The organism is Geodermatophilus sp. URMC 60, from assembly GCF_053502585.1.
Genome location: NZ_CP199958.1, coordinates 2,514,401 through 2,537,188 on the forward strand (window position 1 = coordinate 2,514,401; position 22,788 = coordinate 2,537,188).

At 67.1% G+C, this 22,788-nt stretch carries 19 protein-coding genes; 14 read left to right on the forward strand and 5 right to left on the reverse strand.

What is annotated here, in order from left to right; translation table 11 throughout:
* The first annotated feature begins 196 nt into the window (after positions 1-196).
* The 5 genes from ACWIX3_RS12115 to ACWIX3_RS12135 all read left to right on the forward strand — a co-directional run bounded on the left by ACWIX3_RS12115 (position 197) and on the right by ACWIX3_RS12135 (position 6,695).
* Positions 197-802 carry a transposase gene (locus tag ACWIX3_RS12115; RefSeq protein ID WP_448612314.1) on the forward strand — a complete coding sequence of 202 codons (606 nt, stop codon included), beginning with the start codon at positions 197-199 and terminating at the stop codon, positions 800-802.
* Between the two features lie 448 nt (positions 803-1,250).
* Positions 1,251-2,672, forward strand: a complete 1,422-nt coding sequence (locus tag ACWIX3_RS12120; protein ID WP_448612315.1) for an N-6 DNA methylase — start codon at positions 1,251-1,253, stop codon at positions 2,670-2,672.
* Positions 2,673-3,196: 524 nt separating this feature from the next.
* A complete protein-coding gene (locus tag ACWIX3_RS12125) occupies positions 3,197-4,207 on the forward strand; it encodes a restriction endonuclease subunit S (RefSeq protein ID WP_448612465.1) in 1,011 nt (336 codons plus the stop codon).
* Positions 4,204-5,808, forward strand: coding sequence for an AAA family ATPase (locus tag ACWIX3_RS12130; RefSeq protein ID WP_448612316.1), 1,605 nt, complete (start codon positions 4,204-4,206; stop codon positions 5,806-5,808). Before ACWIX3_RS12125 ends, ACWIX3_RS12130 begins: the two co-directional genes overlap by 4 nt.
* Complete coding sequence (locus ACWIX3_RS12135; protein WP_448612317.1) at positions 5,805-6,695, forward strand: hypothetical protein; 891 nt, start codon at positions 5,805-5,807, stop codon at positions 6,693-6,695. The genes ACWIX3_RS12130 and ACWIX3_RS12135 overlap by 4 nt, the downstream gene beginning before the upstream one ends.
* A 328-nt stretch (positions 6,696-7,023) precedes the next feature.
* Here ACWIX3_RS12135 and ACWIX3_RS12140 read toward each other — a convergent pair whose 3' ends face one another.
* The 3 genes from ACWIX3_RS12140 to ACWIX3_RS12150 all read right to left on the reverse strand — a co-directional run bounded on the left by ACWIX3_RS12140 (position 7,024) and on the right by ACWIX3_RS12150 (position 10,086).
* Positions 7,024-7,263 carry an excisionase family DNA-binding protein gene (locus tag ACWIX3_RS12140; protein ID WP_448612318.1) on the reverse strand — a complete coding sequence of 80 codons (240 nt, stop codon included), beginning with the start codon at positions 7,261-7,263 and terminating at the stop codon, positions 7,024-7,026.
* Positions 7,264-7,542: 279 nt separating this feature from the next.
* Positions 7,543-8,724 (reverse strand): site-specific integrase, encoded by a 1,182-nt coding sequence (locus tag ACWIX3_RS12145; protein ID WP_448612319.1) that lies wholly within the window; start codon positions 8,722-8,724, stop codon positions 7,543-7,545.
* An 81-nt stretch (positions 8,725-8,805) separates the two neighbouring features.
* Positions 8,806-10,086, reverse strand: a complete 1,281-nt coding sequence (locus ACWIX3_RS12150; RefSeq protein WP_448612320.1) for a site-specific integrase — start codon at positions 10,084-10,086, stop codon at positions 8,806-8,808.
* Between the two features lie 260 nt (positions 10,087-10,346).
* On the opposite strand from ACWIX3_RS12150, the gene ACWIX3_RS12155 reads away from it, so the two are divergent.
* The 9 genes from ACWIX3_RS12155 to ACWIX3_RS12195 all read left to right on the forward strand — a co-directional run bounded on the left by ACWIX3_RS12155 (position 10,347) and on the right by ACWIX3_RS12195 (position 19,843).
* Positions 10,347-11,828 (forward strand): epoxide hydrolase family protein, encoded by a 1,482-nt coding sequence (locus ACWIX3_RS12155; protein ID WP_448612321.1) that lies wholly within the window; start codon positions 10,347-10,349, stop codon positions 11,826-11,828.
* A gap of 25 nt (positions 11,829-11,853) precedes the next feature.
* Positions 11,854-12,597 (forward strand): SDR family oxidoreductase, encoded by a 744-nt coding sequence (locus ACWIX3_RS12160; RefSeq protein ID WP_448612322.1) that lies wholly within the window; start codon positions 11,854-11,856, stop codon positions 12,595-12,597.
* A 14-nt stretch (positions 12,598-12,611) separates the two neighbouring features.
* Positions 12,612-12,950: a PhzF family phenazine biosynthesis protein gene (locus ACWIX3_RS12165; protein WP_448612323.1), complete on the forward strand. Its 339-nt coding sequence runs from the start codon at positions 12,612-12,614 to the stop codon at positions 12,948-12,950.
* A gap of 196 nt (positions 12,951-13,146) precedes the next feature.
* A complete protein-coding gene (locus tag ACWIX3_RS12170) occupies positions 13,147-14,274 on the forward strand; it encodes a YihY/virulence factor BrkB family protein (RefSeq protein ID WP_448612324.1) in 1,128 nt (375 codons plus the stop codon).
* 224 nt (positions 14,275-14,498) lie between these two features.
* The gene (locus tag ACWIX3_RS12175) at positions 14,499-14,657 is read left to right on the forward strand and encodes an RGCVC family protein (protein ID WP_448612325.1); all 159 of its coding nucleotides are present in this window, start codon (positions 14,499-14,501) and stop codon (positions 14,655-14,657) included.
* Positions 14,658-14,862: 205 nt separating this feature from the next.
* A complete protein-coding gene (locus ACWIX3_RS12180; RefSeq protein WP_448612326.1) occupies positions 14,863-15,252 on the forward strand; it encodes a hypothetical protein in 390 nt (129 codons plus the stop codon).
* A 507-nt stretch (positions 15,253-15,759) separates the two neighbouring features.
* Positions 15,760-17,754 carry a S8 family peptidase gene (locus ACWIX3_RS12185; protein WP_448612327.1) on the forward strand — a complete coding sequence of 665 codons (1,995 nt, stop codon included), beginning with the start codon at positions 15,760-15,762 and terminating at the stop codon, positions 17,752-17,754.
* Positions 17,751-18,281, forward strand: a complete 531-nt coding sequence (locus tag ACWIX3_RS12190; protein WP_448612328.1) for a dioxygenase family protein — start codon at positions 17,751-17,753, stop codon at positions 18,279-18,281. The genes ACWIX3_RS12185 and ACWIX3_RS12190 overlap by 4 nt, the downstream gene beginning before the upstream one ends.
* Entirely contained in the window at positions 18,278-19,843 is a 1,566-nt protein-coding gene (locus ACWIX3_RS12195) for a hypothetical protein (protein ID WP_448612329.1), read from the forward strand. Before ACWIX3_RS12190 ends, ACWIX3_RS12195 begins: the two co-directional genes overlap by 4 nt.
* Positions 19,844-20,170: 327 nt before the next feature.
* Here the strand turns inward: ACWIX3_RS12195 and ACWIX3_RS12200 are convergent, their stop codons facing one another.
* Both ACWIX3_RS12200 and ACWIX3_RS12205 read right to left on the reverse strand, forming a co-directional pair.
* Positions 20,171-21,061 (reverse strand): SMP-30/gluconolactonase/LRE family protein, encoded by an 891-nt coding sequence (locus ACWIX3_RS12200; protein WP_448612330.1) that lies wholly within the window; start codon positions 21,059-21,061, stop codon positions 20,171-20,173.
* Entirely contained in the window at positions 21,058-22,074 is a 1,017-nt protein-coding gene (locus ACWIX3_RS12205) for an LLM class flavin-dependent oxidoreductase (protein ID WP_448612331.1), read from the reverse strand. The genes ACWIX3_RS12200 and ACWIX3_RS12205 overlap by 4 nt, the downstream gene beginning before the upstream one ends.
* Positions 22,075-22,788 lie beyond the last annotated feature (714 nt).

Sequence of the window (22,788 nt, forward strand, 5' to 3'; positions counted from 1 at the left end):
CCCGCGGTATTCGCGGTCGAGGCCTGCACGGCTGGCGGTTCGTCGTGGAGGAGCCGCACCGTGCCGGAGTGGAGGCGCATCTGGCCGAGCCGGCCGACACCGCCGCCGCCCGCGGGCCGAAGCGGCGGGCCAAGACCGACCGCACCGATGCCCGGCATCTGCGCCAGCTGCTGGCCGTCGGGCGCCTGCTCGAATCTTGGATCCGCCGGAGCAGGTGCCGGAGATGCGGGCAAATCTGGAGCTGTTCAAGGACTTGCGCGAGGAGCACACCGCCTGGGTGCAGCGCATTTACGCGATCTTGCTGCACCAGGGCGCTCCGGCGATCGCAGGCGACCTGCTCGGAGCCGGCAACCGTCGCCGGCTGGCGTCCGGCGAGCAGCTCTCCGAGGCCGGCCGGCAAGCGGTGGCCACCGCGCTCCGCATGCTGGACGCGCTGGACGCCGAGCTGGCGCCGCTGCGTGAGCAAACCTCGGCCTTCGCCCGCCGCCAGCCCGGCTGCAAGGCGCTGCAGGCCCAGTACGGCGTCGGCGAGATCACCGCGGCCGCGCTGTGGGCCGAGCTCGGGGACACCCGGCGGTTCACCTCCTCGCGCAAGACGGTGCGCCACACCGGGCTGGACATCACCGTATACTCCTGCGACGGCAAGCGGACCCCGGGCAAGCTGTCCCGGCAAGGCTCGCCGCTGCCGAGCAGACCGACGGCCAATGCCCGTGTCGGCATACCGACCGCTTCATCCCATGGTGACTCTGTTCGCCGAGAGACTCCAACGCGCGGCACGACTCCAATGACGCAAGGCTTCTGATGTCCAACCCTTTGGAGAGCGCCGCGCCGGACGGATGTCTATCGCGCCCGTCCGGCGCCTAGATCAAGAGTGGGAGCAGCTTCGTGTCTTGAATAACCGCGATTGCGTCCCAGTCTTAGGACGAGTCTGGCGTCCCACGTTCGTCCCATAAACCGGCGAAAGATCCGCGGCTCGATTTTCCTCGCGGGTCAACCCGTCGTGTGAGAACGAGGCTGCTGAGCCCAATAGCGGCTTCCTGTGCATATAATCAAGTCATTTAGGTCCGCGCAAAGCAGCAAGATCCAAAGACTCAATCGGACGAGCCGACTCCAGGGGCCTCACGATCCGGGCAAGCGTCACGATCAAGTATCGCCCAGCTATGAGGAGTGTCGCGTTTGGTCACCCAGCGCGAGCGGGCGCCTTGCCCGTACACTCTTGTGCTTCGAGCGATCCTAGGAGCCCCACCGACATGTCAGTGCCAGTCAGGCCGCCCAGTGCATCCGCGCTGACCAATCAACTGTGGACCTACTGCCACGTTCTTAGGCATGACGGAGTTGACTATGGTGATTACATTGAACAGCTGACCTATCTCATATTTCTCAAGATTGCCCGAGAGCGAGGAGTGCGACTGCCCGAGGGCTGCTCTTGGGAAGACATCAAGACGATCGACGCCGAGCACCTGTCTCGTTACCAAGAAATACTCTCGCGCCTTGAACACGAGACAGGGATGCTCGGGGAGATATTCCATGAAGCCCGGAGTAAGTTGACACACTCCTCCAGCTTTACTCGACTGGTTCAAGTTATAGACGAAGTGGACTGGTCCAGCCTAGGCATAGATGTCCAAGCCGCTGTCTTCGAAGGCCTTCTCGAGCGTGCCGCCGCCGAAGGTAAGAAGGGGGCCGGTCAGTACTTCACTCCTCGCCCCCTAATTCAGTCCATAGTCCGATGTGTCAAGCCGGATCCACGAGGTCACGCGTCCTTCAGGATCGGAGATCCAGCATGCGGCACCGGCGGCTTTCTTGTGGCGGCTTATGAATGGCTTTTGGAGCAGGAGCGGATTGACCGCAAGTCGATCACGCCTAGGATCAAAAGCCAGACTTATGCAGGCGTTGAATTGGTCCAGCGTCCGCGCCGCTTGGCGCTAATGAACCTGCATCTCCATGGCATAGACCCCGACATCATCCTCGCTGATGCAATCTATGGACCTCCTGACCGGCGCAAATGTGATGTGATCCTAACCAACCCGCCTTTCGGTACTAGGGGGGCGGGTGAGCGACCTCCTCGCCCTGAATTTGCCATCGCAACTAATAACAAGCAAATAAACTTTGTGCAGCATGCGGTTGCCACTCTAAGGGACGGAGGACGGGCAGCGATCGTGGTGCCTGATAACGTCCTCTTTGGAAGCCAGGCCACTCTGCTCTTCGAGCTGCTGACGCAACACTGCGACATACACACGGTCCTTCGCTGCCCAGATGGCACCTTCAGCCCTTACACCGAAGGCACGAAGACTAACGTCGTCTTCTTGACTAAGGGACCTCAGACTAAAAAGACGTGGATCTACGATGCCCGCACCGGCGTGCCCCGCCTGAACAAGCGCACGCGCCCACTTCTTCACGACGCCTTTCATCAATTTGAGAAATGCTTCGGCAGCGATCCGAACGGTCTCGCCGAGCGCACCATCTCTGATTCTGCCGAAGGACGTTGGCGGGATTTTGATATTGACGAGCTCAGAGCGCACGAATACAAGATCGCATCCCTGCGTTGGCTCGAAAGTGAGCCGGAACTACCGGCCTCGTCCGCCGACCACCTTGCGGAAGCAGCACGCAACGTTGAGAGCCTCTTGCAAGGGATACGCTCTCTGCGGGAAGTGCTTGACGGGCAGCGCCCATGACTTCAGTGTCAGAATGGGAGGTTCGCTCAATTGAAGAACTGACCAAGCCCTTCCAAGTGGCGTACGGAGTGGTAAAGGCCGGCCCGCATGTGGCGTCGGGAATTCCAATGGTTCGCGTGGGCGACATCCGAGACGGCACGATAGACACGTCGCAGATTTATCGCATATCGGAAGCGGTTGCAGGACAGTATCCGAGGTCTCAGCTCGACGTCGGTGATGTATTGATAACGGTGCAGGGCAGTGTCGGACGCATAGCCATAGTGCCTTCCGAACTAGCGGGGGCGCAAATCTCGCGGACCGTTGCCGTTCTCCGTTTCGATGACACGGGTCTAGCGAGGTGGGTCTCTGCCGCTTTGCAATCCGGTCCGTTGCAACAGCAGATTAAGCAACTCGCTATGGCGAGCACGAAGGACCTACTCAATCTTCGAGACTTGCGTCAGATCCGCGTCTTCATACCACCGCCGGAAGTGCGAGACGCTATCCTCACACAAGTAGAGGCGGCGACCACGAGTTACCGTCGGGCCATGGCTGCCGCTACCAGGGTCAGAGAATCGCTAGAACACTTTCTTGAACAGCTGCCGGTAGACGCATACAAGGGTCGGTTGGGTCACCCCGCTGAGTCCTTGGAGAGTGATGTTCCGGTGCGTCGGCTCGCGGAAGTGGCGGAATCCGCTCTGGGTAAGATGCTCGACCGGTCCAAGAATCAAGGCGTCCTTAGACCATACCTCCGGAACGCGAACGTTCGCTGGGGGGAGATCGACACATCGGAGGTTCTCAGTATGAGAATCTCGGCGAAGGAGGCCTCCCGCTATCGCCTCTCGATTGGAGATGTGCTGGTTTGCGAGGGAGGTGAGCCTGGGCGTGCCGCGGTGTGGCGAGGTGAAGAGGAGATGTACTACCAAAAAGCGCTTCACCGAGTGCGATGCAAGCCTGATCTCGACCCTGAGTGGCTCGTCCTTGCGTTACAGGCCAGTGCCGTGGACGGTTCCCTCGCACGCCACTTTACAGGCACTGGGATCATGCACCTTACGGCGGCGTCTGTTGCTAAACTGCCGATAGCCCTACCGCCAGTGGCCGTCCAGCGGCAAGTCTTGGACCTCATGATGCGCCTAAGGCGGGATGGGCAGCAGTTGATGCAGAACGTTGCCCGAGGCGTGGAACACTTAACGGCGGCATACGAAGGCTATTTGGCGCGGCAGTTGTTTCCGCCCGATCATGAACCGGAAGACGTAGAGGTAACGTCGCGAACGAGCAAGCCTCAACGGGTGAGTGAGCGGGAGGCGCAGCGCATGGAGTACCCCAGATTGGCCGGGCACGGTGGACGAGATGAGGCGGCTGAAGCCGTTCTAGTTAGCATTCGCTCTATTGTTGAGTCCTTGGGTGGATCGGCCACCGCGACCGAAGTCTTAGGTGCGTCGCCATATACAACTGACGTCGACAGCTTCTATATGCGATTGCGTGCCGAGATAGACGCTGGGTCTATCCGGGAGGTCGTTCTTAGTGACCATGAACGAGTAATCAGGTTGGCGACATGAGAATCGACTGGCTTTCCTTGCCCAGCTATCGGAATCTGGTTGATTTTTACATCGACTTTGATGAAACGCAATTTGCAACGGTTCTGATCGGTGAGAATGGTACGGGCAAGTCCAACCTTTTTGAAGCAATCGTTCAAATCTTCGGCGGTCTCGACCTGGCGGAGAAGCCTAAGTTTGACTATGAGATTGTGTATCGCTGTCGCGGCCGGCGTGTGCATGTTACAGGGGAGAAGGGCCAACGTCAGAGAATCAATGTCGGGCCGGAGGGTGACGAGAAGCTGCTGACCTGGGCCGGGTTTGAGCGTCGTAAGGAAGAGTTGCTTCCGCGTTATGTCTTCGCATATTACTCAGGGCCTTCTGAGCGCCTTCAGTCGTACTTCCTACAGCACCAGCGTCGCTTCTATGATTTGCTAATCAACGACACATCGGGGGAGCCACCGCCGATTCGACGACTTTTCTATTGTTTGCCGGAGCATAGTCGTTGGGTTTTGCTTGCGTATTTCTTGCGCCAGGAAGAGCCCGCTCCCTTCTTGAAAGAGCTGTTCGGCATTGACGGGTTTGATTCGGCTCTGCTGGTCTTAAGAAAACCTACGTGGGCTTACAAGTGGACGGCAAAGCGGCCTCCCGTGGCCGCTATCGCCGCCCTGGGCGATGACAGATTCTGGTGGTCTCGGGGAGTCGTCAAAACGTTCCTGCAGCGTCTTTGGGACCTTGCCTTGGCGCCGATCTCCGTGTCGGAGACGCATCGTCAAGACTACCGAAGCAGAGATGTACAAGAAGAAAGACTCTACCTTTTCATACCTAATGTTGCGGCTCTGCAGCAGTTGAACGCAGCGTATCACGACGAGGCCGCGCTATTTGCCGCCCTGGAAAGCACGGAGATTTCGGATCTTGTGCGGGATGTCCGGGTGCGGGTGCGAAGAGGTGAGCGCTCGATCGCTTTCTCGGCACTGAGTGAAGGTGAACGCCAACTACTCACGGTCATAGGTCTCATGCAATTTACGCGGCATGAGGAATCGCTGTTCCTCTTGGATGAGCCCGATACTCACTTGAATCCTAAGTGGAAGCTTCGATACTTGCGTGAGTTGACGCGTCAATCCGGTCTTGCGGTTGAAGGTGGAGAGGAAGATGAGTGGCTGGATCGGACGAGCCAGATGATCCTTGCTACTCATGATCCGTTAACTATCGCTGGCCTTGTGTCGAGCCAGGTTCAAATCTTCGAGCGGACCCAGGGAAGCACCGTCGTGCGAGCACCTGATGAGGATCCACGTGGTATGGGAGTGGCCGGCGTCCTAATCCAACTATTTGGCTTGCCTTCGACGCTTGACCTTGCGACGCAGGAAAAGATTGACTTGCGCAACGATTTATCTCGTCTCACTGACCGAAGTGAGGCACAAGAAGAAGAACTCAAAGCTCTAGCTTCAGAGCTGAGCGACTTGGGGCTAGCGTACGAGTCGAGGGACCCCGATTATAGGCGTTACCTGCAGGCGTTGCATAGGTGGGAGCGAGGTAATGAACGTAGTATCGCCACGTTGCCGCCTGCAGAACAGGAGAGCATTGTAGATTCTATCCTCGACGAAATATTCGGAGAATCTGCATGATCCACGTCAAGCCACGACCGGAGGAAATTCCGGCGGATTGGATAAGGCGGGCGCGAACCGTTACCGAGCAGTTGGACGCTTGCGAGGATGACGGCGAGGATGTTGAGGAGAGTAAGCGTCTAACCGCGCATGAGAAGCGAGCCAAGATTGTTGAGCGGAATTCGACGCTTTGGTCAGAACTTAAGATCATCCTACTTTCCTGGTCGCACAACAAGTGCTGGTACTCGGAGTTGCGGGACGATGGCTCCGACTATCACGTCGATCACTTCCGGCCAAAACTTCGCGTAAGAAACTTCGGGGAGCCGGAGCGGGATGGGTACTGGTGGCTTGCATTTGAATGGACGAACTATCGCATCGCTGTGTCGTGGGTCAATTCGGCGCACAAAGGTGTGGATGGTGCGGCTAAGGGCAAGCAGGACCAGTTCCCCTTGCTTCCCGGTTGCACGGTTGCCGTCTGCGGTGGAGATATAAGCCAAGAGGTTCCGGTACTGCTCGATCCCATGTGCGAAGACGACACCCTGCTCCTCGACTTTGACGAAACGGGGCTTCCCAGAGCAACTGCAGGCGGCTGGAACGCGGAGCGCGTGCGCATTAGTACGCATATCCTGCACCTTGATTGTCAGCGAATGGTAGAAGCGCGTCAAGACATGTGGAGGAGATGTGTCCGGCTGCTCGGCAATGCGGCGGAGGCTTTGAATGTGCCTAGTAGTGAATATCGACCTCGAGACGGGAAGACGGCGAAGGATTGGATAGAGGAGATCTGCGATCTCCTAAAGCCGGACTCGCCGCTGTCGAGTGTCGCTGTGGCATGCGTGTCCAAAAGTGAGCATGCGTGGGCTCGCCGATTGCCGCAAAGGGTCGCTGCTGCGCAAATGGCGAGCGCTTGAGTGTCGCAGGTCAGGTTCGTCGCGCTACCTGTTGTTCATGGCGTAGCGTTCTGCGATGAGCTGGGTGGACATACGAGGAGGGGCTTGGTGGAGTGCGAGTAGGAAGCGAGCAGCTCCACTCGGGGTGCTCCTGCGCTCGGTGGGGGCGCCCGCACCGTGCGCTAGGTCGCGGAGGCTCGCTAGCCGAAGCCGCGGACCGCAACCGGAACCGGAACGCGACTTGGACTCTTACGGACGGTCGCGTATGTCACCGGACGCCGCACCCCTTGCCACCTGCGTAGATGGCACGCAGGCGAACGTCCATGGACGGGAAGAAGTTGTCTGGGGGTCAACGGATGTCCGGCGCGCGGGGAACTCGGCCGGCCTGGATGAAGCCGTCCAGGACTGAGCGCTGCACACGGACGTGCTTGCCGAGCTTGACGTAGTTGATGCGGCGCTCGGCGATGAGGCGGCGGACGAACCGTTCACCGGTGCACAAGTAGTCGCCGGCCTGGCTGGGGGTCAGCAGCTCGTTGGTACCGGCGTGGGGGATGCCGATGGTCTGGTCGGCCACGACTCGGGTCTCCATGCAGGAACGATGCACGGGTGGCCTCCTGCTCTCCTCCTGTCCGCTCGTCGACGGCCACGGTCTCCAACGGCAGGACGCGCCGCTCCAGCTCTGCGCTGCGGACTATGCGCGAACCGGAGCTGCACCGGAGGACCACTGCGGGGCCGTCGTCTCGTCACCGCATGCGGTGTCGTGTCAAGAACCCGAGGATGCGGTCGCCTCCTGCGTACAAGAACCCACCCGATGCCCCGCGTCGGTCGTGCGCATGACGCGATCGATGCCGTAGCGCGCCCGGCCCTCTCAGTCTCGACCGTCGTCCAGCCACTGGGCGGAGCCCGTGGGTCGTAGTGCTTCGAGCGCCGCCGCGGCGCCGGTGGAGGCGACCTGGCGACCGAGGTAGACGTCCTGGGTGAGGCTCGGGTTGGCGTGGCCCAGTTGATCGGCGATGGCACGGGCGGACAGGCCGGCGTGGTCGAGCACCGTAGCCGTCGTCTTGCGGAGCACGTGGCTGGTGACGTGGCCGAAACCGGCGTCGGAGAAGGCGGCTCGCAGGTCGGCCTGCGTGTTGGAGGGATCGCGCCAGCGCCCGAGCGGCGCGGCGAACACCGGTCCCTCTGCTCCTGCACCCTGTCCCGAAGCGCTCGGACGGGCAGCCCTGCTCCGCAACCTCTCGACACACCAAGGCGGGAGCAGGAGCGTGCGGGCGCCGGAGGCGGTCTTGTTGCTCTTGCGGATGAGGCCCTGCCCGGTCACCCGGACGATCGTCGCCCTGACGTCCGCGGTGCCGGCGTCGAGGTCGAGGTCGCCCCAGGTCACGGCTGCGGCTTCGCCGATGCGACAGCCGCTGGCGAGCATGAACGCCACGAGGTCCGGCATGCCCCGACTGCGGGCTGTCTCGTCGGCGTCGAGCTGTGCCAGGAGCTTGCGGGCCTCGTCTGCGGTGAGCGCCTTCGGCGCCTTCTTGGTCGGGGCCTTGAGACTGCCGGTGTCGCGGACGGGGTTGCGGTCCAACGCGTCATGACGAGCGGCTAATCCGCAGATGCCGCTCAGGACGCTCTTCGTCATCTTTCCCATGGCCGGGCCGTGCTTGTCGGAGACGAGGCGCAGGTGCCGCTCCACCGTGCCCACGCTGAGCTCTCGCACCCGGAGGTTGCCCAGCCCAGGGAGGATCTGTTGGTCGAGGCGCTTGCGGTATGCCTGCAGCGTCGTAGGACTGAGGTTTTCGAGACCGGAGAACCACGCTTCCGCCAGAACGTCCACTCGCGTGTCCGGAGTGATGTCCCCGTCGACATTAAGGCGGGCACGGTCGCGTAGGGCAAGCCGCAGCGCCGCCTGCGCAGCAGCCTTGGTCTTCGCGTGTCGCTCGACCTGCCGGCACTTGCCGTCGTAGTCGCGGTACCAAGCGACGGCGCGATGCCCGGACGGCGTGGCGTGCACGCGGATCTTGCCTGCCGTGCCGAGTGCCAGACCGGGCCTGCCCATGATCTACCCCTGATAAACAGCGGATGGCGGTGGGGCGTCACGGTATGACACGGACCACCCTGAGCACTACATCCGCGCACGTCAGGGGCAAGTACGGCTACCTGCGGTAAACCACGGTAAGGCTCTACCCGGCAATCGCAGGGTTATTGGTTCGAGTCCAATCGGGGGAGCAACGCCGCAGGTCAGCGGCTCGTGGATGCCTCCGGGCCGCAACCAAAATTCTCCCGAGTCGCAAGAAGCCCGTGACTTTGTGGTGCGTGACAGCGCTGGGTGAGACCTCGATGGGCTGCGGACACGGACCTGGCCAGCTCCACGAGACGCTGCCGGAGCGCCGGTCAGGGGAGTGACTTCCGTCGCGTGGACACCCGGCAGTGTGAGTCGCCGGAGAAGGCTCGGACTGCGGGGCCCTAGAGAGTCCGGCGGATGACCGCGGCGGTCCTGGGGCTGGCGGAGGTCGCCGCTGGTGTTGTTGGGGTCGCGCAGGTGTCCGTTCGGGCTAGGGAACACCACCGGGTCGCGGTCGTGTGGCGGCAGGGCGGCGAGGCGGCGGCGGAGCAGCTCAACGGTCCCTGGCGGGATTGGGATGGTGCGTCGCCCGGCGCCGGTCTTGGGCACGTCCTGGATGGGCAAGCCTCGACCGGGCTGACGGATGACGGTGCCCGTGACGGTCACTGTGCCGGCGGCGAGGTCGACGTTGGCGGGGCGGAGGGCGCAGGCCTCACCGATGCGTAAGCCAGTGCCGAGGAGAAGGTCGACGAGCCCGGGCTGGTCCCGGCGAACCGCGGCGGCGTTGGCCGCCAGCCGGGCACGCAGGAGGTCGACGTCGGCGACGCTCAACGCACGGGGACGCCTCGAGTTGCGACCGGTGCGTCTGGCTGTCGCGTCGCGCACGGGGTTGGTGGGCAGCAATCCGTGGCGCACAGCAAGCCCGAGAATGCCCGACAGCACGCTGCGGGTGAATTTGGCTGCGGCCGGGCCGTGGTCGGCGTGGACGGTGGCGAGCAGCCGGTCGACGGCGGAGACGGTGAGTTCGCGCAGCCGCAGCTCACCGACGGCGGGCAGGACGTAGGAATGGACGACGAAGCGGTACAGGCGCGTGGTGCCGGAGGCTAGTTCGCTGGCGTCGACGTCGGCGAGCCACAGGGTTGCCATGGCGCTGAGCCGGCTGTCGGCCGGCAGGGGAGGGGAGCCGGCGGTGGCGCGGTCGCGGAGGGCTTCGCGCAGCCGCCGCTCGGCCTGCGCGCGGGTGGGGCCGGTGCGCAGGACCTGACGCCGTCGACCGTCGGAGTCGCGGAAGCTGGCGGCGGCCTGCACGCGGTGCTTCCCGAGCCCCTCGAAGTGGATTTTCCCGAAGGTCCCCACGGCCAGCGGTGGCCTTCCCACGAGATCCCCTTCCTGTCGCCCGGACGCACCGATCGCCCGGTCGCGGGAAGCCTGAGTGGGGAGCGAGCTGGTTCGGGGGTCGAGCTCCGGATCTGAGGAAGGTGCCGAGGGCCAAGCTCGCCGAGGGCGCCATGCCCTCGCTCGGTTGATCACGCCGCGCCGGACCCACCGAGGCTCCCACCCGCCGGGCAGGGGCGGAGCGGGGGTCCATCGGCCCTTGACAGTTCCTGCTGAGAGCCGTGCGTGACTCGGGGTGCCAACAACGAGCCGGCATCCGTCCGTTCCACGTGGAGGTCCCGGAGGAGGCGCTGGCCGACCTGCGCCGTCGCCTCGCCGCGACGCGCTGGCCGTCCCGGGAGCTGGTCGAGGACCGCTCGCAGGGCGTGCAGCTGGCGACGATGCAGGCGCTCGCCCGCTACTGGACCACCGACTACGACATGCGCCGGGTCGAGGCGAGGCTGAACGCGCTGCCGCAGTTCACCACCGAGATCGACGGGGTGGACATCCACTTCATCCACGTCAGGTCACGGCACGAGCGCGCGTTGCCGTTGATCATGACGCACGGCTGGCCCGGCTCGGTCATCGAACTGCTGGAGACCGTCGGACCGCTCACCGACCCCACCGCGCACGGCGGCCGCGCCGAGGACGCCTTCCACCTGGTGCTGCCGTCCCTGCCCGGCTATGGCTTCTCGGGCGAGCCCACCGAGCTCGGCTGGGAGAACGGCCGCATCGCGCGCGCGTGGGCGGAGCTGATGAACCGCCTCGGCTACATCCGCTACGTCGCCCAGGGTGGCGATGTGGGCAGCGACGTGACCGATGCGATGGGACGCCAAGCACCCGAAGGACTGCTCGGCATCCACGTCACCCTGCTCGACGGGGTGCTCCCTCTGTTGCCCCAACTGCCGAAGGACACCGAGCAGGAACGCGCCGCGCAGAAAGCGATCGAGACGTTCCTGGCCGAGGGTTTCGGCTACTTCCTGGAGCAGTCCACCCGGCCGCAGACGATCGGCTACTCCCTGCTGAACTCACCCGTCGGGCTGGCGGCCTGGATGCTCGACCACGACACGGACGCCTACTACAAGATGTCCCGCGCATTCGTCGACGGGCAGCCGACGGGCAACCTCACCCGGGACCACATCCTCGACAACATCACGCTGAACTGGCTCATCGGCACCGGCACCGGCGCCTCGTCCGCCCGGTGGTACTGGGAGACCAGGCAGGCCCAGGCGGCCGGCCAGGCTCCTCCGCCGATGGCGGTTCCGGTCGGCTTCACCACCTTCCCCGGCGAAGTCTTCGCTGCCCCGCGCAGCTGGGTCGAGGCGGTCTACCCAGGCCTCGCCTACTTCAACGAGGTCGACAGGGGCGGCCACTTCGCCGCCCGGGAGGAGCCGGAGCTCTTCTCCGCCGAGGTGCGGGCCGCGTTCCGCCCGTTGCGCACACCGGAGATCCCGTGCGGCCGAGGGAGACGTCGGTGGTCATGGAGGTGTTGGCGTGGCCGGGCTGGTCGGCGGTGGCGCGGGGGATGCCCGGCCTGGTCCATGAGGGTGGCCACGGTCTTGCGGAGGACATGGGAGGTGACCCCGGTGGCCGAGGTCGGCGTCGAGGCCGAGTGGGCCACGTACTTCCAGGCGTGCACCTTCTTCCAGGCGTGCACCTTGACCTGCTACCGCCCGGAGCTCAGGGGTCGGCTCCGTCACGCGCAGCCCTTCGACGACAGCTGAACCGAAACAGAGAGGACGGCGTGCGATGCGGATCGCGGTGGTCGGCGCGACTGGCCTGGTGGGGGCGTCGACGGTCAGCGCCTTGGAGCACGGAGGCCATGTCGTCGTCCCGGTGTCCCGCTCGACGGGCGTGGACCTCAGCACCGGAGAAGGCCTCGACGCAGCCCTGGACGGCGTCGAAGCAGTGGTGGACGTGACGAACACGGTCGCTGCCGATCGGGCGGGGGCCGAGTCGTTCTTCGCATCCGCCACCGGCAACCTCCTCACGGCCGAGGAGCGTGCCGGCGTCCGCCACCACGTCATCGTGTCGATCGTGGGGCTCGACCGGATCCGCGGCAACGGCCACTACCACGGCAAGCGGCGACAGGAGGCCCTGGTGGAGCGGGGGCCCGTGCCATGGACCATTCAGCGCGCGACGCAGTTCTTCGAGCTCCCTGCCATGGTCGTGAGCTGGCCCGCCAGGCAGGGGGCCGCGACGATCCCGCCGCTGCTGGTGCAACCCGTGGCTGTCCACGACGTCGCCGCCGTGCTCGCAGAGGTGGCCACCGGTCCGCCACGTGGCCGGACTCGGGACCTCGCGGGGCCGGAGCCGCACGACTTCGTCGACATGGCGCGGCGCATCCTCACCACCCGCGGGGACCACACCCGCTTGGTGCCGAGCTGGCGCGACGGTCCCTTCGGCGTGGAGGCGGCAGGCGAGGTGCTCCTCCCCGAGCCGACGGCGCGGCTGGGGTCCACGACGTTCGACTCCTGGCTCGCCGGGCAGTGACGGAGGAGGTGGACATGGCCGCCCCTGCCCGTCATGCGGCGCGTGCCTCAAGCGGCGACGTCGGAGCCGGCGTGCCCTTCGCGATCGTCGACGTCTTCGGCACCGATCCGCTCACCGGCAACCCCGTGGCCGTCGTCGACCTGGCCGGCGTCGACGCACCCGAGCCGCAGCAGGTGCTGTGGATGCAGGCGGTCGCCCGGGAGTTCAACCAGGCCGAGACGACCTTCGTGCTGCCCCCCACGGACGAGCGCGCGCACCGGCGCCTGCGCTCCTTCACCGCGGCCGGGGTCGAGGTGTTCGGCGCCGGCCACAACGCACTCGGCGCATGGTGGTGGCTGGTGCACTCCGACTGATCGCGTCATAGTCCAGCCCGCAGAAGACCGCCCACGGCGAGCTACAACACCGGGCGGCAGGTCACCGGTGGCTCCAGCGCGGGATGACAGCCCCTTCCCCGCAGGTGCTGCGCGAACTGGTCGAGCCGGGGGCAGGCCCCGGAGTTCCGGCGAGCGGCCACCGTGGTGGATCGGCGGACAGGCACCGCCCGCAGTTGTGACCGGCGAGCGGGTTGGGGACGACTGCTGGTGGCGCGCGCATGCTGGGACGATGCCGGAGAAGCGCAGCGACGGGACAGGCAACGGCGCTGAGTCCACGATCCCCGCGCCCGCGCCCGCGTTGCGGCGCAGCGCCGCCCGCCGGCTGCTGATGCGCACGATGGGCAACGCCTGGACCGACGACATCTTCACCGAGTCAGCAGCGGCGGCGTTCTGGCAGACGCTCTCACTGCCGCCGTTGCTCCTCGGCCTCTTCGGCATTCTCGGCTACGTCGGCGGCGCATTCGGGCCCGACACCGTCGCAGCGGTTCAGCAGTGGATCATCGAACTCACTGGCGGGGTGTTCAGCCGCAACGCCCTCGAGGAGATCATCGTCCCGACCGTCGCCGACGTCCTCGGCACCGCCCGTGCAGAGGTCATCTCGGTCGGGTTCGTCCTCTCGTTCTGGTCCGGCTCATCGGCGATGGCCTCGTTCGTCGACGCCATCACCCGCGCGTACGACCAGTACGAGGTGCGCAACCTCGTCTGGCAACGAATCCTGTCGGTGCTCCTGTACCTCGTCAGCCTCGTCACCGGGATCCTCGTCCTGCCGCTCCTCGCGCTCGGACCCGAGCGGGTGCTGCCGGTGCTGCCCGCCTCTTGGCAACGCGGCGCGGGCACAGCCTTCGACACGCTCTACCACCCAGTGCTCGGCGTTGTGCTGTTGCTGGTGCTCACGACGCTGTACAGGGTGGCGTTGCCGCTCAAGCCCCCGTGGTACCGCGGACTACCCGGGGCGATGCTCGCCGCGCTCGTCTTCCTCGCCGGGTCGACCGGACTGCGGCTGTACCTCGACTGGATCACCGGCAGCGGATACACCTACGGCGCGCTGGCCGCGCCCATCGCGTTCCTGCTGGCCACCTTCTTCATCGCGTTTGCGATCATCTTGGGGGCACAGCTGAACGCCGCCATCCAAGCGCTGTGGCCGGTCCCGTTGCGTGACCGCCGCGGCCGGCTCGCGAGGTCCGGACCCGGGACGCCGGAGCTGCGGCGAACGGTGCGCGACGACCCGGAGGCGGCCGCCGCGGTGCTCGAGCAACTCGCCTACACGGTGGAGCGTCCCGCATCGTCGGCACGCCGGGACTGATGGGCGGTGCGGTGCATTCGATGGGCCGCTTCCGGAGCGTGGCCTGTGGCAGGGTGGGCGTAGCGTGACGGTGTCGGTCCGCCTCTGCGCAGCTTCGATGCGGTGCCGGATCCGACGTTCCTCTACCCGCCTCTTCACGGCGGAGTCAGGCGGCCGCCATGACCCCCCTCGCACGGGCACGCGCGACGAGCGCCACCCCCGACGCCAGGTCCCCTGTCGAGCGGATGCAGCAGCTCGCTGATAACGCACCCCAACCGCTGGAAGCCGCAGATTGCGCTGTGTGTCCGCACCCGGTGGCCCGCCACGACTCGATGGGGCTCCGGTTCTGCCACGCCACCCTCAAGGGCGCCATCGCTCGAGGCTGCATCTGCCGATCCTCCTGAGCCGGCTGGCGTGATGTGCCGCCGTCCGGGTGATGAGACCGGCTCGGTAGCGCCAACTGTCCCTACGCAGTCCGGCCAGTCCAGCCGATTGCCGCTGTCCCTCTGCTTCGCTTCCGGTGTCCAGCGCGTCCTGCCACGGTCGCGAACACCTCCCAAGCCGTCGGGCACCGGGAGGCCGACATCATCGATCACGTCGAGGACCGCTGTGACGGATCACCAGGTCCTGTCCGGTGAGCTCTTTGCCTCTGCCGTCTCGCAGGCGGTGCTGTCACGGTCGGAGGCGTCGACCGGCAGGTGGACCGACCCGCTCACCCAGAAGTCGGCCACTCGACGGGAGGTGGTCTCGGTGGACCTCGCCTGGAGGGTGCGGATCGCGGTCTTGCGGCTCGTCGTCGCGGTCTGCCAGTCAGCCGGCATGACGCTGGTCATGTTCGAGCAGGGAGCAGCTGCACGGAAGCTCGTCGTCGGCTGCCATGACGGCTGCTCCGACTCCTCGGCGCACGATGCCGTGCTCGTCGAGGATGTTGTGCCCGGTACCCGAGGACCTGACCGGATTGATGAAGGCGTCCAAGACCCCAGCGCCGCCTATCAGTGACAGCCCCGCGCCCGCCGCCGACCTCGGGTACCTCGTCGGCGTCGCTCGGCGGCCGGCAGTCCCGACACGCACTGCACGGTGTTCGCGGAGACCGCCAGCGCGGCGGTGCAGGTGGCACGACCGGGCACAGCGGGATTCCCGGTGGCGAAGCGATCCGTGAGAAGACGCCACTCCTACCGGGGTCCTGCACTGACTCCCCGCAACTGCCGGCCGTCGGCGTGTCCACCTGATCTGCGCAGCCACCCGCTACCGGGACGACTCCGTGGGCGCTGATCAGGCCGCCCCTGCCGGTGCGCAGCAGCCGCGGCGGCACCCGCAGTGGGCGCCCGCCTTCGTCGAATCACCGCCCCTTGAGGGTCTTCGACCTCCGGCACAGCGGTTTGACGTTTCGGTGATGACGCGGTGATGCCGTCACAGCCACCTTGGGGGCACGAGAACGGGCCAGGGCAGGCCTGGCTGTGCCGATGGCTGGTCACTTCGTCCAGATCGCCACTGAGGAGGAGTCAGGTGAACCTCGATCCGCGGCTCGACTGCCTGATCAAGATGAGCGACCCTGAGCGACAATACGCGCGGGAAATGGCCCGCCACCGCGTCGGCCTCCTCACCGACTCGGCGGAGGCGGTCACCGCACCGGTCACCGTCCGCGTGTTCGTCCAACTGACCGACGCTGCCGCAAACCGTCCGGGCGGACTCGGCATCACCGGCGTCACACCACGCTCGCGGCTGGGTGACCTGCTGACCGCCGACGCCACCCCGGAGGGTCTGCAGGCACTCGCGGATCACCCTGACGTGCTGTTCGTCGAACAGGCCGCGCCGCTGCTCAGCGCACACCGCGACCCCGAACCCGGCGGAGAATTGGCACCTGGGGTCACCCTGGACATTCCGTCGGGTCCGCTGACGCACACCGGCAAAGGGGTCATCGTCGGGATCATCGACTGGGGTTGCGACGTCACCCACGACGACTTCCGCGACGACGCCGGCAACAGCCGCCTGCTGCGGTTGTGGGACCAATCCGCCAAGCCCGGCCCCGGGCGGCAGCCGCCGGCCGGATACCGCACCGGCGTGGAGTTCACCAACGAGCAAATCAACGCCGCCCTGCGCGAACCCGATCCGTTTGCCGCTCTTGGCGTGGAACCGCCCGAGCTCGCCGCGCACGGCACACACGTGCTCGGCATTGCTGCCGGCAACGGTCGCGGCGACCCGCAGGCGGGCATCAAAGGGATGGCTCCCGACGCCGATCTCATCTTCGTGCAGCCCGACACCAGCGACGTGAACATCGTCGGCGGATTCGGCGACTCGGTGCACCTGGCCGAAGCGGTCAAGTACATCTTCGACCAGGCCAGCGCACGGGGCCGGCCCGCCGTGGTGAACCTGAGCATGGGCACCAACTCCGGGCCACACGACGGCTCCACGCTGGTCGAGCAGTGGATCGACCGGTTGCTCGGCGTCCGGGGCCGGGCGGTGGTCCTGGCGCTGGGCAACGAGCACCACGAACGATTCAACCGCACCCACTCCGAGGGTCGGGTCGGCCCCGCCGACCCCACGGTGCTGTATTGGCGGGTGCTACCCAATGACCGGTCTCCGAACGAGGTGGAGGTCTGGTACAGCAGCCGGGACCTGTTCGAGCTGGAGGTCGTCCTGCCCGACGGGCGGCGACTTCCGACGGTCGCGCCCGGCGAGTCCACCATCACCGAGATCCCGGGCTCGACGACCCGGGTGTATCAGTCCAGCGTGGTGTGCTCGCCCCTCAACGGCGACAACCAACTCAACGTGATCGTGATCGGCTCGAACACCCAGCCGATCGAGGCGGGCGCCTGGCAGCTGCGGCTGACCGCGCGGGTGGCCCGCGAAGGAACCTTCGACGCCTGGATCGAGCGTGACAGCATGCGCACCCCGGCGCGGATGTCGAGTTTCCTCGGCGGGTCGTATGTGCGGCGCAAGACCCTCGGCAGCATCCAGTCGGCCCGGTTCGCGATCACTGTGTCCAACTACGACACGTTGACCACCACGCTCGCCGACTCCACGAGCTTCGGTCCGACCCGCGACGGGCGGCGCGCCCCGACCCTGGCGGCGCCGGGTGTGGACATCCTGGCCGCCAAGGCGATGTGGCGTACCGACCAGGCCGATCGGACGCCGTACACGCGCTCGACCGGCACCAGCATGTCGGCGCCGTACGTGGCAGGTGTCGTCGCCTGCATGCTGCAGAAGAACCCCACGCTGACTGCCGCCCAGATCCGTGGCCTTCTCGTCAGGGCGGCGAAGCCGGCACCGGGGTTCAGCGATGAGTGGCGCATCGACTGGGGGCACGGACGCGTCGACCCGGTCGACACGCTCACCACGACGCCGGCGCTGGCCGCCCCGTCCCCGGACCGGCAGCCACAGGAACAGCCGGCCGCGGCGGCGGACGGCTGCCCACCCACCGACGACCACGTGGAAAGGTCGTTCCACCGGCCAGGCACTGCTCCGACCTGTACCCCGCCGACAGCCAGGGTCCGGTCTTGACCGTCGAGGGCACCGTCCCCGGCGCGAACTGCCAGCCGCTGCCCGGCGCCGAGCTCGAGGTGTGGCACGCCGACGACCTGGGCCGCTACGACAACGATGACCCGGACGACCCGCCGGCGGCAGATGAGTGTCGCTGCCGCGGCCGCCTGCGCGCCGACGCCGAGGACTGCTTCCGGCTGCGCACGGTTCTGCCGGCCAACTACCGCCCGGTGCCCGACGCCTCGTGCAACCGGGTCGAGCACCTGCACGTCAGGCTCTCCGCCCCCGGCTACACGCCGTTGACCACCGAGATCGGACTGCTGCGCGACGAGCACGTGCACGACGACGTCCTCTTCGATCCTGATCTGGTGGTTGGGCCGGAGCCGGTGCCCGAGGGCGACGGCGGGCGGCCGGCGTATCGGGCCCGGTGCGAGTTCGTGCTCACCGCAGTGTCCGGCGCCGGGTACGCGCAGGCGGCCGCCCGCCTCGGATGCGCCGTCCGCGCGCACCGGCCGAACCACGATCGACGGAGTGGACCTACGCCATGACACCCAACCCGTTCACCGGAGCATGGACGTACCGCAGTTTCCACAACAAGCCCGAGGTGGTCGACAGCTTCGATGACATCCGCCTGGCCGAGGCGGTGCTGACCCTGGAGGAGGTCGGCCCGGACCTGGTGAGCGGCCGGTTGGCGTTCGGGGACGCCTACCTCGCCATGTCCGGCACGGTGCAGGACGCCGATCCGCCGACAGTGCGACTGCGCGCCACCGGCGTGGACGGCACGCCGACCGCGGAGTGGATGTACGACTACGTGGGGTACCTGGCGCCGTCCTGGCCGGACGGAGACGCCCAACGCCCGGCGATCGTCGGCACCGTCCTGCGGACCGTGCCGCACGAGCCGCGGCGCCCGGCCGGATACAGCGCTTCCTTCGTTGCGGTGTCCCGGGACCGGCCCGTCGACGCGTACCGGCTGCCGGAGACCGTCGTGACGCACTTCGCCGACCGTTTGCACCGACTGCACCACGCGGTCTGGCACGGGCTGCGCAACACGTGGGACAACACCTCCCCCGGCAAGCAGGCCGCCATCGAGGAGCTGGGCTGGCGGCCGGCCCGCCCCGCGCGCCAGTACGCCAACGGTGCGTACAAGCGCCCTCACATCACCAACGGCAGCGGCGAGGACTTCCTGTACTTCCACCGCGAGATGATCGTTGCCTATCGCACGTTGATGGACGCGGCCGGACTGCCGCCGGTCATCTGGGTGGAGATCCCGCAGCCGGGAGACAGCCGCCCCGGCAACGAGGTGCCGCCCGCATGGGCGATCCCGCAGGACCCGATGTTCGAGCGGCGGATCGCGGCCGTCAAGAGCGACGAGTTCTACTGGAGCCGGATGCGTTGGTGGGACCAGCAGTACAAGGACCCGACCTACCTGGCCACCCTGACGCTGGGTGAGCTCGGCGCGCTGCTGGAGTTCAGCGTTCACAACGACATGCACATCCGCTGGTCGTCGCTGCCGCGTGACCCGGACACGAATGCCGCGCTGCCGCTGGGGCGGCCCATCACCCCCCAGGTCTCCGCGAAGTGGGACTCGCCCCGCTACGACACGCTGCTGGAGTTCTACTCCTCGCACGTGCATCCGGTGTTCTGGCGGTTGCACGGCTGGATCGACGACCGGATCAACGACTGGTACGAGGCCCATGAGCGGATCCACCCGGGCGAGGTGGTCCGCCGGCAGTGCGGCGACGTGTCGTGGTTCGCCCCGGGCCGCTGGGTACAGGTCGCCGACCCGTGGGTGTGGCCGGACGACTTCACCAGCGGCCATCCGGGCGGGCCCGCCGAACCCCGATCGCCCACCCGCCATGACGGGCACGGCGGGCACGAGGGACACGGTGAGCACGAGGGACACGGCGGGCACGAGGGACACGGCGGGCACGAGGGACACGGCGGGCACGGTCCCCTCGACCCGCGGGAGCGGCAACGCCGCATCGAGTCGATGGAGAAGGTCCTCACCGTGCTCTACGGGCCCGAGCCTGAGCCGGCCCGCCGGGACGCAGCAGCGGTGGCGGCGGCCCCACCGGACGGGTTCGACCCGGCGCTCACACTGCCCGTGTGACCGCTCCCTGGGGTCGCCGGGCCGGTATCACCGGGCCGGTCGCTGGACACGAGCAGGTCGGCCGGATGCTGCCGGGCCCCGCGCCGTCGCGGTGCCCATGACCACATCACCCGCGGGTATGTCAACGCCGTCGTCGAGGCCGTGCTCATCCCTGGCCCGCGTCCGCCTCGGGCCGGCATCCCGCAAGCCGTCCTCGACCACGGGCCCGGGCTGCGGCCGTGACTTCCCGAGGTCGGGGCGGTCGAGGCCAGCCCCGAACCGCCGAACACCAGCGTGGCGCCCGGAAGACCTCCCGGCGCCACCCCGGTGTTCGGCGTGAGTGGTGACTCAGGGCAGGCCGGCGTGCGGAACGTCGACGTCGACGGCCAGCAGCCGGCCCTCGCGGGCGTTCTTGCGAGCCTCCTCGTGGAAGTCCGGGGCGGCGCACAGGAAGAGCGTGCGTCCGTCGTCGCCGCCGAGCATGCAGGCGAAGACCCCGGTGCCCGGCTGGACCGACCGCTCGATGGTGCCGCCCTCGAGGACCCGGATCGCCCGGCCGCCGATCGCGTCGGCCACCCACAGCGCGCCCTCGGCGTCGAGGCCGCAGCCGTCCGGCCCGACCACGAGCTGTGCCAGCGCCGGCTCCAGGTCGCGCTCGGTCGGCGCCGGGCCGAACTCGGCGAATGCGCGCCGGTTGCCGAGGCTGCCGTCCTCACCGATGTCGAACGCGGTCACCCGGTTGCCGAAGGTCTCGCAGACCAGCAGCCCACCGTCGTCGGTGATCACGCTGCCGTTCGGGAAGAGCATCTCCTCGGCGACGACGCGCACCGTCCCGTCGGGCTCAACGCACAACAGCCGAGCCGCCTGGACCGGCGCCCCGGCCATCAGGTCGAAGCCGAACTCGCCGACATAGGCCCGCCCGCTGGGGTGGATGACCATGTCGTTGGGATAGCCGCCCACGTGGCGCGAGAGGTCGGCGTACTCGCTGAGGCTGCCGTCTTGCTCGACCGTCACGAGCCTGGCGTCCCGCATCGAGACGATCAGCAGCCGGCCGTCGGGCAGCCACCCGATCCCGGACGGTTGCTGCGGCACCTCCACCTCGACCCGCAGGTCGTCACCGTCGGCGGCCGCCGAGTAGACGGCGTCGGTGTAGAAGTCGGAGAACCAGATGCGGCCCTCGTGCCAGCGTGGGCACTCCAGGTAGGTCAGGCCGTCGACGATCGTGCGGTGCTCGCTCATGCGTCCACCTTCCTGGCGCCCGCGGGATCGGACGCCACGTCATAGAAGCGCTCCAGCTCGCGGTCGATCTCGGGTCCGCAGGGCTGATAGACGATCTCGGTGATCCCTGCGGCGCCGAGCTGCGCGAGCTTGCTGCGTACCTGCGCCCGGTCGCCGCTGAGAGTGACGTCGCGCAGTGTCACGTTGCCTCCGGCATCCCAAGCGGCGTCGTCCGCGTCGTTGAGGCCGACGCAGTGCTGGAGGTGCACGGCGAGGTGCCGCTCGCCCTCCGGCATCCGCTCGACCACCTCGAGCCACTGCGCACCGCCGGGCAGCTCGCGTACGGCGTCCGGCCCGCCGAACTCGAAGGCGCCGTGCAGCGACAGCGCCCAACCCGGCCCACCGGCCGCCCGGGCATGGTCGGAGTCGTCCGACTCGTCGTCGTCGAGCACCGTGCCCCACGCCAGGTACGCCGACCAGGAGTAGTCGCCGGCGAAGTCCGGCACCTGCAGCGTGGAGAAGAGTCCGTCGCCGAGCTCCTTGGTCACCACGTTGCCCTTGGGGCCGAGGGCGCTGATCAGGATCTGCACCTCCACGGGACGCTCGGGGGCATGGCCGTCGGGGTGGAGCATCTGCATCCGCGCTCCCTCCCACTCGATCACCTGGCCGCTCAGCAGCCCTCGATAGGCACGGATGTAGGCGTCCATGAACGCCCAGGTGAGCGCGCCATAGCCCATACCACGCCGGCCGGTGAACCCGGTGCCGAAGGCCACCGCGACCCGGCCGGGTGCCAGGTCGCACAGGGTGGCGGTCGCGGCCGCGTTGACCATCGGGTGCCGCAGACTCGGCACCAGCACGCCCGGTCCGATGCCGATCCTCTCGGTCCGCTCGGCCGCCAGGGCCAGGGACATCCAGACGTCCGGACTCTGCTGGGGAGTGTCATAGATCCACGCCCGCTGGTAGCCGATCCGCTCGGCGACGGCGATCTTGTCGGGCGTGTCCGAGGTCGTGGGGAGCGCACACGAGATCTGCATCGCTACCTCTTCTCTCCGGCGCCTCGGCCACCCTCCGGGGATGGCGGCGGAGCGCTCAGCTGGTGACCCGGGTCATGAGCGCAGTGAGCAACTGTCGGCCGGTGGCTGCAGCTCGGCGGCCAGTCGCAGGTGCTCCCCCTCACTCGATCGACGTGGAGAAGCGGTCAGGCCGCAGGAATGGCGAGGGCGATCACACCGCCTCGGCGTGCCATCCTGCGTGCCTCCTCGTGGAAGTCCGTTGCGGTGCCCGAGCGAACCTCAAGCGGGAGACGGTAACGACACCGACCGGATCGACCGGCACATCGTGACCCGGTTGGTCCGCGACTGGCTACGCCTGGAGCAGCGGTGGAGACGAGCACGGGCAGGTCGCCGCCCGGATCGCCGGACGGCCGGCGCAGCATCCGCTGCGCCGGCTCGAGGAACTCGCCCGGGTCGGGCCGGTCGGTCGCCATCCGTTCGCCGCTCGGTCGGTGGTCAGCACGTCGTGCGGACCGGAGGATGGCCGTTACCGGACGACGCGACCGACTCACGGCCGACAACCGCCCTCCTCAGCCAGCGACACCCGATGACGTCCGGTGATCGAGGACCCGGCTGACCTGCGCATCCATCTCTCCTCGGTGAACTACCGTGCAGCCGGCCAGGCTCCGTCCGCGCGTCATCGGGCAGGGGTGCCGGTCGTCGTTCCGAGGCAGCGGAGGCCGGGCAGGTCCCGTG